Raw genomic sequence first — 18,127 nt, forward strand, 5'->3', positions numbered from 1 at the left:
CGGCGACATCGCGCGCGAAGCCGATGGGATTTCGCATTACTGGATCAATCGCGGCAAGGTGCCGACGGTGTTGCTGTCGTCAGACGTCCATCACGGTAACTGATCCGATTGATCGGATCGATGACAAGGAACGGGCTCCGCTGCCAAGGCTGGCGGGGCCCATGCGCTTGCAACGGTCGTTAAACAGCCGTGAATGCAAGCAGGCCGGAATCGACAGGTGAAATCAACATGAAGATGCTCGTATTCTACGGATCCTATCGCCGCGACCGTGTCGGCATTCGTTTTGCGAACTATGTCCGACAAAGACTCGCCGATCGCGGCCATGATGCCGAACTGATCGACGCCAAAGCGATTAATCTGCCGATGCTCGACCGGATGTTCAAAGAATATCCGTCAGCCGAAGCACCCCCGGCGATGGCAGAACTGGCGGCAAAGATCCGTGCGGCGGACGGCTTTGTGTTCGTCATCGGCGAATACAACTGGGGCATGCAGCCTGGCCTGAAAAACTTGACCGACCATTTCCTCGAAGAGTGGTTCTGGCGGCCGGCCGCGATCGTCAGCTATTCACCGGGACAAGTCGGCGGTGCCCGCGCGGCAATGGCCTGGCATCCGACGCTGTCGGAAATGGGAATGGTCGTCATTTCGAGCACGATCGTACTCGGTAGCGTCGGCGAGGCCCTCGATGCCGACAGCCTCCCGCAGGGGAAGGGCGGGAAAATGCTCGATCAGCGGTTCCCGCGTTTTGCTGCCGATCTCGAATTTTGGGCTGCTGCGGCCGCACGTCAACGGACGGCGCAAGCCCCGCCGTATTGATGAGCTTAAAATCGGAGAGCTTCTCCTGAACAAACGTCAGATTCCGGTCAGCGGACGAGGGTCGCCGATAGTCCGCATCTGGGTCGTTGCGGCTTCGACATCCGCTACATCTATTCGACCTTCCCCATCGTCTCCGCGCAAGAAGCGGCGAAATGGGGCAGTTATCGCGGCCGCGACCTGTGCCTCGCCTGGGTCAATGCGCTGATCGCCGGCAAGCCCGATGCCGAGGTCGCGGGGTGAGTGCCGCGGCACCGCTGGATTTCGCCGATTGCTCGAACGATTTTTGACCAACTGGATCTCGCATCTGCTTCTCAAGGCAATATTAGGAACAGTGAATACCATGGAATTCGAGATGGAATGAGCCGCCCAACCTTAGAATTTGGCGGCGTCAAACAGGCGAGGATCTCAGATCCTGCCATTTCTGGCAGATTCCCGCTACTGTTGAGCACTCAGGTGAATCTCACAGCGTGATCTTGTTGACAAAAAAACCTCGAAAAGCGTCAACAAACGACCAACAACTGTACATACAAGGTCCGTCCAATCTGCAATTTGTGTCGCCGATTATCCCTCCCGCATCGCAGTTATTCGAAGCTTGAACCCCAAGGGGCTTCTGAGGCCCTCAGGGAGCCGTACAGAGCGATTCAAACGAACTGCCAGGGCCGCAGCGCCGCAGCGCCGCAGCCAGAATTGCGCTGTGCGGGGCTCTATTGCACAATCAATTCCACGGCGATTAAGTTCTCTAACGGCGCTCCGCTACTATTCAAAGTCGACCGTGCGTCTCGACCAGCTGGCCGGCACCGCTTGATCGCATTCGCCAGGCCGATCCAATTTTGAGGATCACACCGGCCAGATCAAATGAGCAAAAGCATTATGCTCTCGCCTTGGGTAGCCAACCTCCAGAGTAGCGTGGCTTCAGCTATCAGTTCGCTTCGAATGGCGAGGCGTCGCATAGGAAGGGTTGAACTGAATTTTGCGGCGTTTTTGAACATATAATCGACATGCTGCGTATTGAAGATCGGCAGCCGAGGATCATGTAGCCAGACCCTGGATGCCGCGCTGATCGATTTCGAATTGGTGTTGTTACCAATCGGACCGCTTGCCGCGCGCAATGCCTGTCGGATTAGCCGCTTTCCCCAAACCAGCTCTGCGGTCTGCTTCCCCTCCTTTGCCGCAATCCGCCTAAGCGCCACAGCGACCCGTCCATTCTGTAGCGTTGGCAATGGCGCACAGAGCGCTTCGATTGCGCCATGGGCATGGGGTGCCACGGTGGCGCCGTTTTTGTCCCGGTCTTCCATGACGAAAAAGAACATCGGTACGGTCCCGCCGAACCGCGGACTCAACTGCCGACTGATTTAGTCCCGGAGGTAGTCTTTGGGATCCTTACCGATTTGAACCAGGTGATCCAAGACGCCCTGATCCAGATGAACCCTGAAGGGCATGAACCCCGTTTCACCCAGAACCAATTGAGCCATTTGAACCTTGAGCCATGGAGAGATTGATCTCCACTTAGGAAGCTGCCTGCCTTTAACGGATCTTATAGGGAATCCATTTCCCCTGTATCTCTTATATAGTGAGGGCTTGATTTTGAGCGGGCCACGCTGAGATGGCCTCTTCATGTTGCGCCGTACTCTTTCTTTCAGAATTTCAAGGAGTTGTGCGTCCCGGTGGATGGCCGGATCATCCATTCGAAGAAGCGATAGCGCGTCGACTTTTTGCAGCTTTGGACGCTTTTTGGCTGGTTGGATATTTGGCGGGATCATCCGCAATGCGCGTTGCAGCCGAGCGCCGGTGGGTCAACCGTAAAACTTTGGTTTCCCGCCCGTATTCCTTGCAATCGCCCTGTATATTTTGCTGTATATTTCAAGCGTGCGAAATTCGCATAAATACATGATATTGTTGTATAAATGATTGCTGGTCGGGAAGAGAGGATTCGAACCTCCGGCCCCTGCCTCCCGAAGGCAGTGCTCTACCAGGCTGGCATGGAAGCGGGCCTATACCGACGGCCATGCGCGGGTGCAAGCGTCAGCTTTACAGGCGAGCGGACGGCCCATTGCCGCGCCATTTCGTCCATAAATGCCGCACCAGCAGATGGGGCGGCATGCGCAGCCAATGCGACCGAACATAAAAGCCGAACCGTGTTACCGGGCGAGTCGCCCTGCCCCAGCCGTCGCGCGCGGTGAGCCGACGCAGATAGAGCGCGTCGGTCCGGTTAGGCGTGGCCCAATCAGGGGGAATCTCCGTGCCATAAAGTGCGTGCGCAAGCCGCACCGCGCGGCGGACCTCGCGCGTCAGCCCGTGATGCGCGGCGCGGGCCGCAACACCTGCCAGTCCGAATTCGCCAATCAAGCGATCGACGTCCCACAGATTGCGCATCCCACCCGCCAGATCGCCGTCTGCAAAGAGATGTGCAGCGGCATGAACGATCATGTCGGCGGGCGCGGGCACGCGCAGACCATTTTCCAGGGCAATACTGTCGGCGATAATCGCCGCGGGATCGGGGGTGATCCGCGCAGTGAGCGGCAGGATGCTGTGATGGACATCGATCATCCGGTCACGATCACGGTGAATCAGCGGCGGCAGTTCATGCATCCAGCGGCGATAATAGCTGTCATCATAAGGGTCAGGCTTGACCCATTCCCAGCCGCTGGCGAGCAACGCCGCCTCGACCGCATCAAGGGCGTCGCGCGGCACGAGAATGTCGAGATCGCCGATCGAGCGCCCCTGCCCCGCTGCCAGTCCGGCCGCGACAAAGGCGGTCCCTTTCAGCAGCACGACCGACCGATCCAGCGGCGCGAGCGCGCGGCGCGCCATTTCGGCCTCCCACAGCGCCGCCACCCGCCCCTGTTCGGCAGAAGCGCGAGCATCAGCGAGGAGACGTGCGACCGCAGTCGGCACCGGCAAACCGCCAAGCCGGTGCGCAAGCGAACCGATTAACTGTTCGGCGCGCGCCATGGCGAGCAGCGACGTCCAGCCCGCCGGGTCCAGATCAGCCGTCGTCGCCGGATCGCGCAGCGCATCGGCAAGCAGCCAGGCGGCGCGGTTCATGTCGACGCCCATAGCTGCTCAACCAGGTCGATCGCCGTTTGCGTATCGGGGTAATCGATTGCCTGGGCGGGGATCTGGCCGACCAACCCGGTCAGCGCATCAAAGCCGCGTTCGCCCATGGCGACATAGTTGGTCGACGCCTGAGTCAGCCGGACGAACACTTCGCTGGGCGGTACCGGGCGCATCGCGGCTTCAAGCCCAAAGCGCGGGAAGAGCAGCAAGGCGGGGCGCGCCGGCTGGTCCATTGTCGCAATAGCGTTGGCGTCGGGCACAAGATGTCGGATATCGCCCTTGGGCGTGCCTGCCAGCAGCGGGCCGAACCGAGCGCTGGGCACCGCCATTTCCACCACGCTGATCGCGGCATTTTTCAAACTGACCAGCCGGGGAAAGGCGTGCACCAGCCCGCTAGCCGGATCGATCAGCGCGAATTCATCGCCCATCAGCCGCCAGCCGCGCGCCGCCAGCAAGGCCGCCAGCGTCGATTTGCCCGCGCCCGATTCGCCGGTCATCAACAGCGCGCGCCCGTCGCGTTCGACGACTGAGGCGTGGAGCAGCAGATAGCGCCGCTGGCCGAGCGCCATTTGCAGGTTCATGCCCATTTCTGCCGCCAGCAGCCCCTGGGCGATGGGCAATGGCGCCGCTTCGGGCAGGACATAATCACCGCCGATCATCACTGAGGGGCGAATGAAGCGCCGCCACGGTCGCGCAGCGAACAGCCGCACGGTGAAATCGGGCACGCCGCCCTCCGGTGCAGGATAATCGCTGTAGAGTGCGCGCAGGGCGGCAATTGGTGCGGACCAATCCGATCCGATGCGAAAGCCGATCGGGCCAATCTTCACTTGATGGGCAAACCTCATCGTCGTTCGACCAGCCCGGCGGCGACAAGTTCATCCAGCCGGGCCAGCAACGCGACGGAATCAGCGTCGCCCAGATCATATTCGTCGCCCAAGCGCGCGAGCAGCGCCGCGCCGGTCAATGCTTCAGGCGCCAGGGCATCAAGAATTTCGGGGGCGGGGGGAGCAAGGATATGGGTAATGCCCGACGCGCGGTGATACACCAGCGTCAATTCATCAAGCTGCGTGGCCCGCAAAGTGGCGGCTGACACCGATCGATAGACTGGTGCCGACACGGCGCCTAGCCGCGCGGCATCTGCAGCGAGGCGAAACAGGTAAAGCCGCTGGTGCCCGATTGCAGGCGCCGAATATATTGCAGATAAGCGCGGGTACGATCGCTATCCATCCCCGGCAACCGCCCGCCAGCCATGGCACGGCGGACATCTTCGCCCTTGAACGGCACGCGCGCTGGCGGAAAGGCACCCGCTGTTCCGGCGGGCACCAATGAACCATCGGCGGCAATGTAGCTGCCGGCACGGGCGGGATCGGGCACTGGAATTTCGCAGGTGAGCACTGAAGCCGTGGTTTGCGCGAGCGCCGGGCGGATCGAGACGATGGCGGTTGCACCGACCGCGCCGAGCATCAACGCACGCCGCCGAGTTGGCATGGCCTCTGCTGCTGCCGCCAAGGACGGCGTCGCGGGCAGCGGCGGGGGCGCTTCTGCCGGGGGAATATCGTCGCTCATGGCCGTTCCATCATGCTGCCCCGAATATGATCCTGTGGCCCTTTCACAATCGTAAATTGAGTGCAAGCCGGGTAACCATACTCGCCGCCGCGCGCGGATTGCGCTAGACATGGCCAATGCTTGACGCCTTTGGTTATCGGACGCTCACCGCAATCGCCGTCATCGTCGTCGCGGCGATTGCAATCGTCATGCTCGAACAGGGCCTGCAGGGCGGGCTGATCGTGCTGGTCGGCGGCGTTGCAGCCGTGCTGGTCGCTGCGGGCACCGGCGATGTCGCGCCCGAACCAGCGGTGATTGCCGACCCAGTCGACCGCAGGGCGAACCCGATCGATATCGACGAAATGATCGAAGCTGTCATCGAGCCGATCCTGATCGTCGCCGATGGCCGCGTCGGCCATGCCAATCAACCCGCACGGGTTTTGCTCGGCGGGCATATCATTGGCGAGGATGTCCGCCTGGCGATTCGCCACCCGGCCGCCGCCGAACGGCTGACCGAGATGCGGAGCAATTCAACCCGGCCGATCAACCTGGTTGGGCTGGGTACGCTTGATCAACGCTGGGAAATGCGCGTGACGACCATGTCGGATGGCCGCCGCGTGGTGCATTTGATCGATCAGACCGGCAGTTATGCAGCCGAACGGATGCGCGTGGATTTCGTCGCGAACGCCAGCCATGAACTGCGCACCCCACTCGCCTCCATCCTGGGTTTTGTCGAAACGCTGAGCGATGAAAAGGCTGGCGGCGATCCCGATGTGCGTTCGCGTTTTTTGAAAGTGATGTTCGACGAAGCCCGGCGCATGCAGCGCCTGGTCGAAGATCTGATCTCGCTCAGCCGGATCGAAGCGGAGAAATACCGCGTGCCAGCAACCGCCATCGATCTGCGCCAGCTGATGGAAGAGGTGCATGCCGAAATCGCTGATTCGCATGACAAACGCGGTGCCGATCTGGTCAGCGATATCGAGGCCAATGTCCCCCCGGTCACGGGCGACCGCGCGCAATTGTCGCAGGTGCTGCACAATCTGATCGGTAACGCGATGAAATATGGCCGTCCGGGCACGCCGGTTATCTCGCGATTATGGGTCGATCAGACCGGGATGGTGCGAATCAGCGTGGCTGACGAGGGCGACGGCATCGCGCCCGAACATCTGCCCAGACTGACCGAGCGATTCTACCGAGTCGATGCCGGGCGGAGCCGATCATTGGGGGGCACCGGCCTTGGCCTTGCCATCGTCAAACATATTATCGAGCGCCATCGCGGTCGGCTCGATATCACCAGCATCGTCGGCAAGGGCACAACTGCGTCGATTCTGCTGCCCGCCATCCCCAACACCGCCCCGCGCCAGGAGGCCCTGTCATCAAACGGTAACCCTACTGTCACAGAGGCAACCCGTTCGGGGTGATAGCGGCGCCGCGGGAACAGTCCTGCAAGGAGGGATTCGATGCGACGTCATCTCGCGATTTTGGCGGTTACTGCGCTTACGCTCTCGGCATGTACCGATCAGGCCAATGGCGGCGGCGCGGGATCGCGCGACCAGATCAAGGCCGTTGGGTCATCGACGGTCTATCCTTTTACGACCTTAGTCGCCGAACAATTCGTCAACAAAAACCCCGGCATGAAGGCACCAGTCGTTGAATCGACGGGTACTGGTGCTGGCATGAAGCTGTTCTGCGCCGGGGTCGGCGCGCGGCACCCCGATATTGTCGATGCATCGCGCCGGATGAAGCTGACTGAATTCACGACGTGCACAGCAAATGGTGCCGATCGGATCATGGAAATCCAGGTCGGGCTTGACGGCATTGCCTTTGCCGAGGGCACGGACGGGCCGAAGCTGCAGCTGACGCCGGTTGACATCTATCTGGCGCTCGCCGCCAATCCGCGCGGCATGCCCAACACTGCCAAGACCTGGAAAGACGTCAATCCGGCGCTGCCCGCTGTCGCGATCCAGGTTTATGGCCCACCAGCGACCAGCGGCACCCGCGATGCGCTGGCCGAACTGATCATGGCGCGCGGTTGTGCTGCCATCTATCCCGCTAGCATCGCCATGAAGGACAAAAAGCCTGACGATTTTGCCAATGCCTGTACCCGCATTCGCGATGACGGCCCCTATGTCGATGCCGGCGAGAATGACAATCTGATCGTCCAGAAGCTCCAGTCAAACCCCAATGCCGTTGGCATTTTCGGCTATAGCTATCTTGAGGAAAACGCTGACAAGTTGATCGGCGTGCCGATCAGCGGTGTCACGCCAACCTATGAGACGATTACGGCGGGCACCTACCCTGGATCGCGCCCTTTGTTCATCTATGTGAAAAAGGCGCACCTCACCGCCATTCCTGGCCTGCCGCAGTTCCTGGATGCCTTTGCCGGTGCCTGGGGACCGGGTGGTCCACTCGTGAAGCGCGGCTTGATCGCGGCCCCGCAATCGGTGCGCGATGCATCGGCGGCGATTATCAAGAACGGCACAACCCTCGACGGCCGCACCCTGAACTAACGTTTTCGGCAGGATGGTGCTGATGATCAGCGCCATCCTGCCTTTTGTTTCCAGATAAGTTGAAGAATATCGCCCTTGCCCACGTTGCTGCTCCTTTTTCTCATCGCCGGTCTCGGTCTGATCGGCTGGCTGACAGCGCGCGTCCGCGCGGTTGGTTTCCGGCGCGGCGCGGCGCGGCGATTCAGCTCGTTGCCGTCTCACCATGGCACCTATGTCGCCATGTGGGTGGTGATCCCGGCGTTAATCTTCGTAACGGCCTGGCTGTTCATCACCCCCGGCATGGTCACCAACACCGTGCTGCAGGTGCCGATCGCCGCCAATCTGCCCCCGCCCGGCTTTGAGCGCGCGGCCGTCCTTTCAGAAGCCCGGTCGATTGCGCAAGGCAACCATTTCGGCAGCGGCAACCCGCTTGCCCAGGCGCTGGCCCCCGCCTATGCCAGCGCTCAATTACGCTACAACTGGATGGGATCAACGCTGGCGCTGCTGCTGGCGCTCTCCTGTGGTGCCTATGCCTATGTCCGGGTGAAGCCGGATTTCCGGGCGCGCACCCGGATCGAACGGGTGGTGATGCTGTTGCTGCTCACCGCATCGCTGATCGCGATCCTGACGACGGCGGGGATTGTCGGTTCGCTGCTCTTTGAATCCTGGCGCTTCTTTCAAATGGTGCCGATCCTGGATTTCCTGGCCGGCACGCATTGGAGCCCGCAGGTGATCGATGCGCGCGATCCGGGGGCATCACTGGGCGCGGTGCCGCTATTCTGGGGGACCTTCTTCATCGGCGCGGTGATCGCGATGATCGTCGCCATTCCCTTCGGGCTGATGAGCGCGATCTATCTGACGCAATATGCCGCCCCGCGGGTGCGCCGCTGGATGAAACCAATTTTGGAGGTGCTCGCCGGGGTGCCAACCGTGGTCTATGGCTATTTCGCGGCGCTGACGGTTGCGCCCGCCGTGCGCGATCTGGCGGTGGCAGCGGGCTATAGCGCGGCTAGTTCGGAAAGCGCGCTGGCGGCCGGGCTGGTGATGGGGGTGATGATCATCCCGTTTGTATCCTCCATGGCCGATGATTCGATCGCTGCCGTCCCCGCCGCGATGCGCGATGGGTCGCTGGCGATGGGCGCAACGACATCGGAGACGATCCGGCGGGTGTTATTACCGGCAGCACTGCCCGGCGTGGTTGGCGGCGTACTGCTCGCGATCAGCCGCGCGATTGGTGAGACGATGATCGTGGTGATGGCGGCCTCTGGCATCGCCACGCTCAGCATCAACCCGCTGGCCAGCGCGACGACCGTTACCAAGCAGATCGTCGATCTGCTGACCGGCGAGGCTGAGTTTGACAGCCCCAAGACATTGGCCGCTTTTGCGCTGGGGCTGACGCTGTTTGTCGTCACGCTGCTGCTCAACATCGTCGCGCTGACGGTGGTCAAACGCTATCGTGAAGCATATGAATAAGATGGGCCTTCCCCCGATCCAGCCCGATCGTGCGCCCACTGACTGGCGTGCAAACGCGATGCAGCAGCGCATCCGTCGGCGCTATGCCGCCGAACGCCGATTCCGGCTATTTGGCCTGGGCGCCGTAATCATGTCGGCCGGTTTTCTGGTGTTCCTGCTGGCGACCATGGCGATCAACGGCGCTCAAGGGTTCACGCAAACCGAAATCACCCTGCCGTTCGATTTTCCCCGTGCCGGCCTGGCCCTGGAAGCGGATCGACTGAAGGGGGAAGGCGCCGATCTGGCGCTGGCCGGTGCTGGGCTGGCCGAAGCAACATCGCGCGCCGCTGTCGTCGCCTTTGGTCGGGGTGGCGATGCCCTGCTTTCGGACGGGGCATGGCTGCGCGTGCGCGACCAGCTAAAGGCCGATCCGTCGCTGCTCGGCCGCCGGGTGATGCTGCGCGTACCCGCATCGACTGAACTCGATATCGCTTCCAAGGGTAAGGGATCGCCCGCCGCAGAGGCGACCGTCGCGCAGTTGCAGCGCAATGGGCGGCTCCACACCGTCTTCAACTGGCCGTTCTTGACCGAATCCGATTCAACCGATCCCACAATCGTTGGCATTTGGGGGGCGCTGAAGGGGTCATTGCTGACGATGTTGGTGACGCTGTCGATTGCCTTTCCGGTTGGCGTGCTTTCAGCGTTATATCTCGAAGAATATGCGCCCCGAAACCGCTGGACCGATCTGATCGAGGTATCGATCAACAACCTTGCTGCGGTCCCATCAATCATCTTCGGCCTGCTTGGCCTGGCAGTGTTTCTCAACACCTTCCACCTGCCCCGATCGGCATCGTTGGTGGGCGGCTTGACGCTGGCGTTGATGACGATGCCGGTGATCGTCATCGCCGGGCGCAACGCCATCAAATCGGTGCCGCCGTCGATCCGCGACGCCGCGCTGGGCGTTGGCGCGAGCCCGATTCAGGTGGTCTTCCACCATGTCCTGCCCCTGGCGCTGCCGGGCATCCTCACCGGGACGATCATCGGCATGGCGCGCGCCCTGGGCGAAACTGCGCCGCTCCTGATGATCGGCATGCGCGCCTTTATCGCCACGCCGCCGGCACGATTGACCGATCCGGCGACGGTCTTGCCCGTCCAGATCTTCCTCTGGTCGGACGAAGTGAGCCGTGGCTTCATCGAAAAAACCAGCGCGGCGATCATCGTGCTGCTCGTCTTCCTGCTCGCGATGAACGGGGTCGCCATCTATCTCCGCAACAAATTCGAGACCCGCTGGTAATGAACGCTTCCCCCCTTTCGCCCGCGCGCGCGCCCAAGATGACGGCGAAGCACGTAAATGTATTCTATGGCCCCAAACAGGCGATCGATGATGTTTCGCTGGACGTCGACAAGGATCATGTCACCTCGCTGATCGGCCCGTCGGGCTGCGGCAAATCGACCTTTTTGCGCACGCTCAACCGCATGAATGACACCATCCCCATCGCGCGCGTGTCGGGCGATATTCGGCTGGATGGCGAGGATATTTACGCTGCCGAGATGGACGTGGTGCAGCTGCGCGCGCGCGTCGGGATGGTGTTTCAAAAGCCGAATCCCTTCCCCAAATCCATCTATGAAAATGTCGCCTATGGCCCACGTATCCATGGGCTGGCGTCGACCAAGGCGCAGCTTGATGCCGCCGTCGAGCAATCGCTGCGCCGCGCTGGCTTGTGGGAAGAGGTCAAGGACCGACTGAGCGACAGCGGCACCGCCTTATCGGGCGGGCAGCAGCAGCGGCTGTGCATCGCGCGCGCCATCGCGGTCGACCCCGAAGTGATCCTGATGGACGAACCGTGCAGCGCGCTGGACCCAATCGCGACCGCCAAGATCGAGGAACTGATCCACGAGCTGAAAGGCCGCTACGCCATCGTCATCGTCACCCATAACATGCAGCAGGCCGCCCGCGTTTCGCAGCGCACGGCGTTTTTCCATCTCGGCACGCTCGTCGAATATGGCACGACTTCGGACATTTTCACCAATCCCCGCCAGGAGCGGACCAAGGATTACATCACCGGCCGTTATGGCTGATTGTTTCAAGATCGAGAAAATCATTGGTTGATCATACAGTTAAGGCGTTTGATGAAGATATTGGGGAACTTCGCGGGTTGATCGCGCAGATGGGCGGTCTTGCCGAACATGCGATTGTCGGCGCGATGAACGCGCTGAAGCGCCACGACCTGGAAGGCGCCGAGGCGATTGTCTCTGGCGACAAGCAGATTGACGCTATCGAAATGCAGGTGGAGCGGCTGGCGGTCCAGCTAATCGCCTTGCGCGCGCCGCTTGCCAATGATCTGCGTGAGGTTGTTGCTGCGCTCAAGATTGCCGGGGTGATTGAACGGATCGGCGATTATGCCAAAAACATCGCCCGCCGCGTTGCCGCCATCGAAGATCATGGCGATATCGAGCCGCTATCGGTGCTGCCCGCCATGGCTGGCCTGGCGACAACGATGGTGCATGACGTGCTCGATGCCTATGCAGCGCGCGATGCCGAAGCCGCCATCAGGGTCTGCGAAAGCGACCGCGCGGTCGATGATTTTTACAACAGCCTGTTCCGCGTCCTCGTCACCTATATGATGGAAAACCCGGCCAGCATCGGCCAGGTCGCGCATCTACTGTTCATCGCCAAGAACCTGGAACGCGTGGGCGACCACGCGACCAACATCGCCGAGATGGTCTATTATGCGGCCACAGGCGTTCACATGGGGGAGCGCGAACGCGGCGCTGCCCCAATTCACTGATTAAAGCCCACTGAACGGAGACGAATAATGGCCCGCGCCAAGATGTTGCTCGTCGAAGATGACGCCGCCCTCGCCGAATTGCTGATCTGGCATTTCAAGCGCGAGGATTTCGAGGTTCAGCAAACCCCCGATGGCGAAGAAGCGCTGCTGCTCGCCAAGGAGGCCACCCCCGATATCGTCCTGCTCGACTGGATGGTCGAGGGACTGTCGGGCATCGAAGTCTGCCGCCGCCTGCGCCGCATGCCAGAGACGGCGAATGTGCCGATCATCATGCTCACCGCGCGCGGCGAAGAGGAAGATCGGGTGCGCGGTCTGGAAACGGGCGCCGATGATTACGTCACCAAGCCTTTCTCGCCCCGCGAGCTCGTTGCGCGTGTTGGCGCGGTGCTGCGCCGCGTGCGTCCCGCGCTCGCTGGTGAGCAGCTGACCTATGCCGATATCGAGATGGACACGGTTGGCCATAAGGTCCGTCGGTCGGGCGAGGTGATCCCGCTCGGTCCCACCGAATTCCGGTTGCTCAAGCATTTCCTGGAGCATCCCGGCTGGGTGTTCAGCCGCGAACGCTTGCTCGACGCGGTCTGGGGCCATGATTCGGACATCGAATCGCGCACAGTGGACGTCCATATCCGGCGGCTGCGCAAGGCGATCAACAATGGCGACCGGCCGGATATCATCCGCACCGTCCGCTCGGCGGGCTATGCGCTCGATTCGGGCGCCTGAGCGCCGATCCGGACCCTAATCCTCCTCCCGGCGTTTGGTCAGGGTGCGGCTTCGGCTGCCCCCGACCCTTCGCCAGGAGAGACAAGATGAAATCCACTTATATCCTAACCAGCTTGGTCTTGCTGGCCAGCCCCTTGGTCGCACAGACCGGCCCCACCACCACCAACGGTATCCCAGATACCGCGCTGTCGACCGCGACGACACCATCGACCGGACCGCGATCGCGTGAGGCTGATCTGCAAACCAATACCGCCGCGCGCGCCAATCAAAGCATGCTCGCCGTCGCCCCGGAATCGACGCTGCCAGCACCAGCGCTCGATCCTTATCCGCTCTGCAAGGCGGGCGAGTTCGATCATTGTATGGAGCCAGGCAACGGCCCTGCCAAAAAGCACCGCCGGGCCAAGCGGCCACGCTGATATCGCGGTTATCGTGGTTATAGCGTCGTGGCGGGGCCGTAATGATGACGGTCCCGCTTGCACCGCCCGATCAATCGAATAGGAAGCGCACCAGATATCAATAGAGGAAGAGCGCTATGACCATCAGTTTCGAAAACCGCGTTGCCATCGTCACCGGCGCAGGCGGCGGCCTGGGCCGCGCCTATGCGCTCGAACTGGCGCGGCGCGGCGCGAAAGTGGTGGTCAATGATCTCGGCGGATCACGCGATGGCACCGGGCATTCCGATACGGCGCTGAAGGTCGTCGAGGAAATCGAGGCAGCTGGCGGCACCGCCATGTCGAATGGCGGCAGCGTCACTGAATATGACCAGATGGTCGCGATGGTCGAGGCAGCCAAGGCGAAATGGGGATCGGTCGACATTCTCATCAACAATGCCGGCGTGCTGCGCGACAAGAGCTTCGCCAAGATGGAACCGGCCGATTTCAAGTTCGTCGTCGATGTGCACCTCAATGGCTCGGCCAATTGCACCAAGGCAGTGTGGGAGACGATGCGCGCGCAAAATTACGGCCGCGTGCTGATGACCGCGTCGTCAACCGGCCTCTACGGCAATTTCGGCCAGGCCAATTATGGCGCGGCCAAACTAGGCCTCGCCGGCCTGACCAAGACGCTGGCGATCGAGGGCGCCAAGAACAACATCAAGGTCAACACGATTGCGCCGACCGCTGGCACGCGGATGACCGAGGATCTGTTCCCGGCCGAAGCCTTCGCCGCCTTCGCGCCAGAGAAAGTCGCGCCTGCCGCGCTGTTCCTGGTGTCAGAGGATGCCCCGACCAACATGATCATCGGCGCAGGCGCGGGTGTGTTCCAGGCGGCCTATGTCACGCTGACCCAGGGTAAGCTGCTGACCGGCGACGAGCTGTCGCCCGAAGGTATCGCCGCCCATTGGGCAGAGATTACCGACCGCGCCGGCGAACTCACCCCGCAATCGGGCAGCGAGCAATCGCTGAGCATCCTGAAGCTGCTGCAGGCCAAGTAACGACCGTCATCCGACAACCCCCACCTCCGTTCGCCCTGAGCGAAGTCGAAGGGCAAGCGCAGCGCCTGGGCTTCGACTTCGCTCAGCCCGAACGGAGGTCGATATAAGCACCGGTCTAATTGCGGCCCCGATTCATTCGTGCAACCTTGATCGCACGATGACATCCCCCCCCACCTTCACCAATGGAAAGCTGATCCGCAGCGTCGGGCTGTGGGGGCTGATCGCGATGGTGCTCAACGGTCTTATCGGCGCAGGGATATTCGGCTTGCCCGCCAGCGTCGCCAATAGCGCGGGTGGCTGGGCACCGGTGATTGTGCTGCTCGTCGGGCTGGCGATGCTGCCGATTGTGCTCGTCGTCGCGCGGCTGGCGCGGTTGTTCGACGGCACCGGCGGGCCAATTCAATATGTGGAGGCCGCCTTCGGCACGACCGCCGCTTTCCAGATCGGGTGGATGCAGCTGCTATCGACCACCGCATCGGCTGCCGCCAACGTTAACCTGCTCGCCGATTATGCCTTGCGGGGCTGGGGCATGCCGGAATCAAGCCTGCAGGCTCATATGGCCGTGGTCCTTGGCGCATTGCTGCTGATCTTCATCGTCAATCTGAATCGCACAAATGGTGTTGCCCGCATTTTGGGCGTGCTGTCGGTGATGAAGCTTGCTCCCCTGGCGCTATTGATCGTCCTCGCCATACCCCTGGTGGTCAGCGATGGCGCGAGCGTGCGCCCGGCATCAACATGGTCGCTGAGCCAGGCGGCCTTGCTGTCGGCTTATGCTTTTACCGGCTTCGAAGGCGCCCTGACGCTGGCGGGCGAAGCGCGTAATCCTAAACGGGATATGCCGCGCGCCGTTGTTGGTGTGTTTCTCGCCGTCAGCTTGCTCTATGCACTGTTGGTCTGGGGCTATGTCGCGACCGCCTATTCCCCGTCCGCAACCGACACCGCCCCGCTATCAACGATGGCCATGGTGCTAATTGGCAGTGCCGGGGCAGTGCTCATGCTCGCGACGGCGACATTGTCGATATTCGGCAATATCACCAACAACATGCTGTTTTTGTCGCGCCGGTTGCTGGCGTTGGAGGCATTGGGCGGCCTGCCGCGTTGGTTCGGCCAGGTCAGCCCCAAAGATGCAGTCCCGCGCAACGCAGTCATCTTCATCATGGCCGTTTTGGTCGGATTGTCGTTCAGCGGCGGCTTTGCGGCGCTGGCGGTGCTCAGCGTGGCATCGCGGCTGATCGTCTATCTGGGCTGCATTGCCGCGCTGCCCGTCATTGAGCGACGCCACGCCCCAAGCGGATCGGTGCGCACCGGGCTAATCGTCGTCGCAGCAGCGTCCGTCTGCCTCGCGCTGATCGCAGGCAGCGAAGCCAAGTCCTGGATATCGCTGGGGGTCGCCGCGATCATCGGGATTGCGGTATATTCGGTCACCCGCGCCGTACGGTCTCGTGATCCGATTGCGGCGACTTAAACGCTATCGATCACCCTATTGCCGGTACCGGGTAAAGCTCATCCATGGGCACCGACTTGCCATTCGCCTGCACCACCCGGACATGATAGCGGCGGAGCGCGCGCGGTTCGCCGACGCCGCAGCTATGCGCGATCACCTCGACCTCATGGACCAGGTTTTTGCAGTAATTCGCAACCTTCACCGCCTTGTCCTGCGGGTTGAGGCCCTTTTGCAGCCGCTGGTTGTGGGTGGTGATGCCGGTCGGGCAGGTATTCTTGTTGCACTTCAGCGCTTGGATACACCCCAGCGAGAACATGAAACCACGCGCCGAATTGACGAAATCCGCGCCGGTACACAGCGCCCAGGCGACGTCGGCCGGCGTCACCAGCTTGCCCGACGCGATCACCCTCACGCGATCGCGCAGGCCGTGACGGTGCAGGATATCCGCCACCATTGGCAGCGATTCCCTCAGCGTCAGCCCGACATTATCCATCAACGGCATCGGTGCCGCCCCAGTGCCGCCGTCACCGCCGTCGATCGTGATGAAATCAGGCGCGCTCTCAATCCCGCGCCGGTGGATTTCGACGCAAAGAGTGTCGAGCCACCCATAGGCACCAATCACTGATTTGAACCCGGTTGGCTTGCCCGTCACCCGGCGCACCCGGTCGATAAAGTCGAGCAGCTCGCCAACATTGTCGATCTCAGGATGGCGGTTCGGTGAAATCGAATCCTCGCCCGCGCGAATGCCGCGAATGGCGGCGATCTCATCGGTCACCTTGGCCCCAGGCAGGATGCCTCCCTTGCCAGGCTTTGCCCCCTGCGACAGCTTGACCTCAAACATCCGAATTTGGTCCAGCGCCGCCATCTCGCGCAATTTGTCGTCGCTCAGATTGCCGTCCTCGTCGCGTACGCCATATTTGGCGGTCCCAATCTGGAAGACGATATCGGCCCCGCCCGACAAATGATGCGGCGACAGCCCGCCCTCACCCGTATTCAGCCAGCACCCCGCCAGCTTCGCCCCGCGCGACAGCGCCCGCACCGCAGGTGTCGACAGCGCGCCATAGCTCATCGCCGAAATATTGAAGATCGACGGTGCTATATAGGGGTGCGCGGCATAGGGCCCGATCTGCAGCGGCTTGGTTCTGGCCGCATCATCGTCCAGCGTGGGAAAGGCGCAATTGGCGAAGATGACGCTACCCGGCAGCATGATGTTCTTGGTCGATCCAAAGGCGACCGTGTTGTCATGCCCCTTTGCCGTATCATAAATCCAGTTCCGCTCGGCCCGGTTGAAGGGCATTTCCTCGCGGTCCATCGCGAAGAAATATTGGCGGAAGAATTCGCCCAGCGACGTGAACAGATCACGGAACCGCCCCACCACTGGATAATTGCGGCGGATCGCATCGCGCGTCTGGCCGATATCCGCCAGATACATCGCCAGCACGAGCAGAACGCCGGCACCCACGACGAAGATAAAGGCATAGGCCAGCAGCTGCAGCGTCTCCACCAGCCAGAACGGCAACATTTCGACCATGATGTTTCTCCCCCGGTCCCCTGTCAGGCGGTGACGCCGACAAAACAGGCGTGACGATAGCAGGGTTGGAGAGCACCGTCCGCTAAGGTACGGGTAGCTCAGCGTCCGTACCGGTGCGTTTTTACAACGAACCGGTGCGTTTTCAGCCCGTCAATAGACCGCCCGCACCAGCTGGCGGACGCTAGCGCGAATGCGCGACCAGTCTTCGTCAGTGACAAGATCGATCCCGGCAAAACCACCAATCGACGACGCTGACAGGACAAGATGCTGGGCGGCGGCGATCAGCATCGCGTTAATCGCCGGCGCATCGATGGCTGGCGGTGGCATCAGATCCCCACGCTGCTTTTCGACCCAACGCCGCAATACAAAGCTGCGCGCCGACGCAAAGCGGATCACCATCGGGCCCGGCTCAGAGATTTCCCAGGCAATGATCCGCTGCAAGAGCGAATCGGCGCGAAGTACCTCGATAAAGCCAAGCACGAGCTTTTCGATCAGGCCGGCATAGCTGTCGGGCACGCCCTCCCCGGCCTGCTCGGTCAACCGCTGACCGAGCCCGTTGGCAACATCATTGCCGATCGCGTCGGCTAATCCGTCAAGCCCGCCATAATAGCGATAGAGCAATTGCTTGTCGCATCCCGCCTGGCGCGCGATTGCATTGATCCCGAACCCCTGAAAGCCCTGATCGGCGAGCACGCTGCGGGCAGCGGCGATAATCACTTCCTCGGTACGGGCGCGATCGCGGGTTTTCGGGTTCGGCTCGGCGATCTTGTCGGTCATTTTCATCTCCTGCAGCCCCACCCTAGCAGGCCCGAAAACCCCGTCCATAAAAAATGTCACCGATTGGTGATAAAATCG

At 61.6% G+C, this 18,127-nt stretch carries 18 protein-coding genes; 11 read left to right on the plus strand and 7 right to left on the minus strand.

The window, feature by feature from the left end; genetic code table 11:
* Positions 1 to 222: 222 nt before the first annotated feature.
* Entirely contained in the window at positions 223 to 813 is a 591-nt protein-coding gene (locus B7Y43_RS14640; RefSeq protein ID WP_374132475.1) for an NADPH-dependent FMN reductase, read from the plus strand.
* An 851-nt stretch (positions 814 to 1,664) separates the two neighbouring features.
* On the opposite strand, the gene B7Y43_RS14645 is transcribed toward B7Y43_RS14640, so the two are convergent.
* The 5 genes from B7Y43_RS14645 to B7Y43_RS14665 form a co-directional block, all read right to left on the minus strand.
* Complete coding sequence (locus B7Y43_RS14645; protein WP_374132410.1) at positions 1,665 to 2,123, minus strand: hypothetical protein; 459 nt, start codon at positions 2,121 to 2,123, stop codon at positions 1,665 to 1,667.
* Between the two features lie 718 nt (positions 2,124 to 2,841).
* The gene (locus tag B7Y43_RS14650) at positions 2,842 to 3,858 is read right to left on the minus strand and encodes a nucleotidyltransferase family protein (RefSeq protein ID WP_374132411.1); all 1,017 of its coding nucleotides are present in this window, start codon (positions 3,856 to 3,858) and stop codon (positions 2,842 to 2,844) included.
* Positions 3,855 to 4,715, minus strand: a complete 861-nt coding sequence (locus tag B7Y43_RS14655; protein ID WP_374132412.1) for an HprK-related kinase A — start codon at positions 4,713 to 4,715, stop codon at positions 3,855 to 3,857. Before B7Y43_RS14655 ends, B7Y43_RS14650 begins: the two co-directional genes overlap by 4 nt.
* Positions 4,712 to 4,987, minus strand: coding sequence for an HPr-rel-A system PqqD family peptide chaperone (locus B7Y43_RS14660; RefSeq protein WP_374132413.1), 276 nt, complete (start codon positions 4,985 to 4,987; stop codon positions 4,712 to 4,714). The genes B7Y43_RS14655 and B7Y43_RS14660 overlap by 4 nt, the downstream gene beginning before the upstream one ends.
* Before the next feature lie 5 nt (positions 4,988 to 4,992).
* Positions 4,993 to 5,436 carry a hypothetical protein gene (locus B7Y43_RS14665; RefSeq protein ID WP_374132414.1) on the minus strand — a complete coding sequence of 148 codons (444 nt, stop codon included), beginning with the start codon at positions 5,434 to 5,436 and terminating at the stop codon, positions 4,993 to 4,995.
* Positions 5,437 to 5,552: 116 nt separating this feature from the next.
* Between B7Y43_RS14665 and B7Y43_RS14670 the strand changes: the two genes are divergently transcribed.
* The 10 genes from B7Y43_RS14670 (at position 5,553) to B7Y43_RS14715 (ending at position 15,762) form a co-directional block, all read left to right on the plus strand.
* Entirely contained in the window at positions 5,553 to 6,836 is a 1,284-nt protein-coding gene (locus B7Y43_RS14670; protein ID WP_374132415.1) for an ATP-binding protein, read from the plus strand.
* Between the two features lie 39 nt (positions 6,837 to 6,875).
* Positions 6,876 to 7,925, plus strand: coding sequence for a substrate-binding domain-containing protein (locus B7Y43_RS14675; protein ID WP_374132416.1), 1,050 nt, complete (start codon positions 6,876 to 6,878; stop codon positions 7,923 to 7,925).
* A gap of 75 nt (positions 7,926 to 8,000) precedes the next feature.
* Positions 8,001 to 9,377 carry a PstC family ABC transporter permease gene (gene pstC, locus B7Y43_RS14680; protein WP_374132417.1) on the plus strand — a complete coding sequence of 459 codons (1,377 nt, stop codon included), beginning with the start codon at positions 8,001 to 8,003 and terminating at the stop codon, positions 9,375 to 9,377.
* Position 9,378: 1 nt separating this feature from the next.
* The gene (pstA, locus tag B7Y43_RS14685; protein ID WP_374132418.1) at positions 9,379 to 10,650 is read left to right on the plus strand and encodes a phosphate ABC transporter permease PstA; all 1,272 of its coding nucleotides are present in this window, start codon (positions 9,379 to 9,381) and stop codon (positions 10,648 to 10,650) included.
* On the plus strand, positions 10,650 to 11,435 hold the full coding sequence (pstB, locus tag B7Y43_RS14690) for a phosphate ABC transporter ATP-binding protein (protein WP_374132419.1): 786 nt from the start codon (positions 10,650 to 10,652) through the stop codon (positions 11,433 to 11,435). The genes pstA and pstB overlap by 1 nt, the downstream gene beginning before the upstream one ends.
* A 23-nt stretch (positions 11,436 to 11,458) precedes the next feature.
* Positions 11,459 to 12,145: a phosphate uptake regulator PhoU gene (gene phoU, locus B7Y43_RS14695; protein ID WP_374132420.1), complete on the plus strand. Its 687-nt coding sequence runs from the start codon at positions 11,459 to 11,461 to the stop codon at positions 12,143 to 12,145.
* A gap of 27 nt (positions 12,146 to 12,172) precedes the next feature.
* Positions 12,173 to 12,865, plus strand: a complete 693-nt coding sequence (phoB, locus tag B7Y43_RS14700; RefSeq protein ID WP_374132421.1) for a phosphate regulon transcriptional regulator PhoB — start codon at positions 12,173 to 12,175, stop codon at positions 12,863 to 12,865.
* 86 nt (positions 12,866 to 12,951) lie between these two features.
* Positions 12,952 to 13,281: a hypothetical protein gene (locus B7Y43_RS14705; protein WP_374132422.1), complete on the plus strand. Its 330-nt coding sequence runs from the start codon at positions 12,952 to 12,954 to the stop codon at positions 13,279 to 13,281.
* A 116-nt stretch (positions 13,282 to 13,397) separates the two neighbouring features.
* Complete coding sequence (locus tag B7Y43_RS14710; protein WP_374132423.1) at positions 13,398 to 14,297, plus strand: SDR family NAD(P)-dependent oxidoreductase; 900 nt, start codon at positions 13,398 to 13,400, stop codon at positions 14,295 to 14,297.
* A 157-nt stretch (positions 14,298 to 14,454) separates the two neighbouring features.
* Positions 14,455 to 15,762 carry an APC family permease gene (locus B7Y43_RS14715; RefSeq protein WP_374132424.1) on the plus strand — a complete coding sequence of 436 codons (1,308 nt, stop codon included), beginning with the start codon at positions 14,455 to 14,457 and terminating at the stop codon, positions 15,760 to 15,762.
* Positions 15,763 to 15,772: 10 nt separating this feature from the next.
* Here the strand turns inward: B7Y43_RS14715 and B7Y43_RS14720 are convergent, their stop codons facing one another.
* Together B7Y43_RS14720 and B7Y43_RS14725 are read right to left on the minus strand one after the other, a co-directional pair.
* Positions 15,773 to 17,272, minus strand: coding sequence for an FMN-binding glutamate synthase family protein (locus tag B7Y43_RS14720; RefSeq protein ID WP_374132425.1), 1,500 nt, complete (start codon positions 17,270 to 17,272; stop codon positions 15,773 to 15,775).
* A gap of 150 nt (positions 17,273 to 17,422) precedes the next feature.
* Positions 17,423 to 18,049, minus strand: a complete 627-nt coding sequence (locus B7Y43_RS14725) for a TetR/AcrR family transcriptional regulator (RefSeq protein ID WP_374132426.1) — start codon at positions 18,047 to 18,049, stop codon at positions 17,423 to 17,425.
* Between the last annotated feature and the right edge of the window lie 78 nt (positions 18,050 to 18,127).

The organism is Sphingomonas sp. 28-62-20 (genome assembly GCF_002281505.1).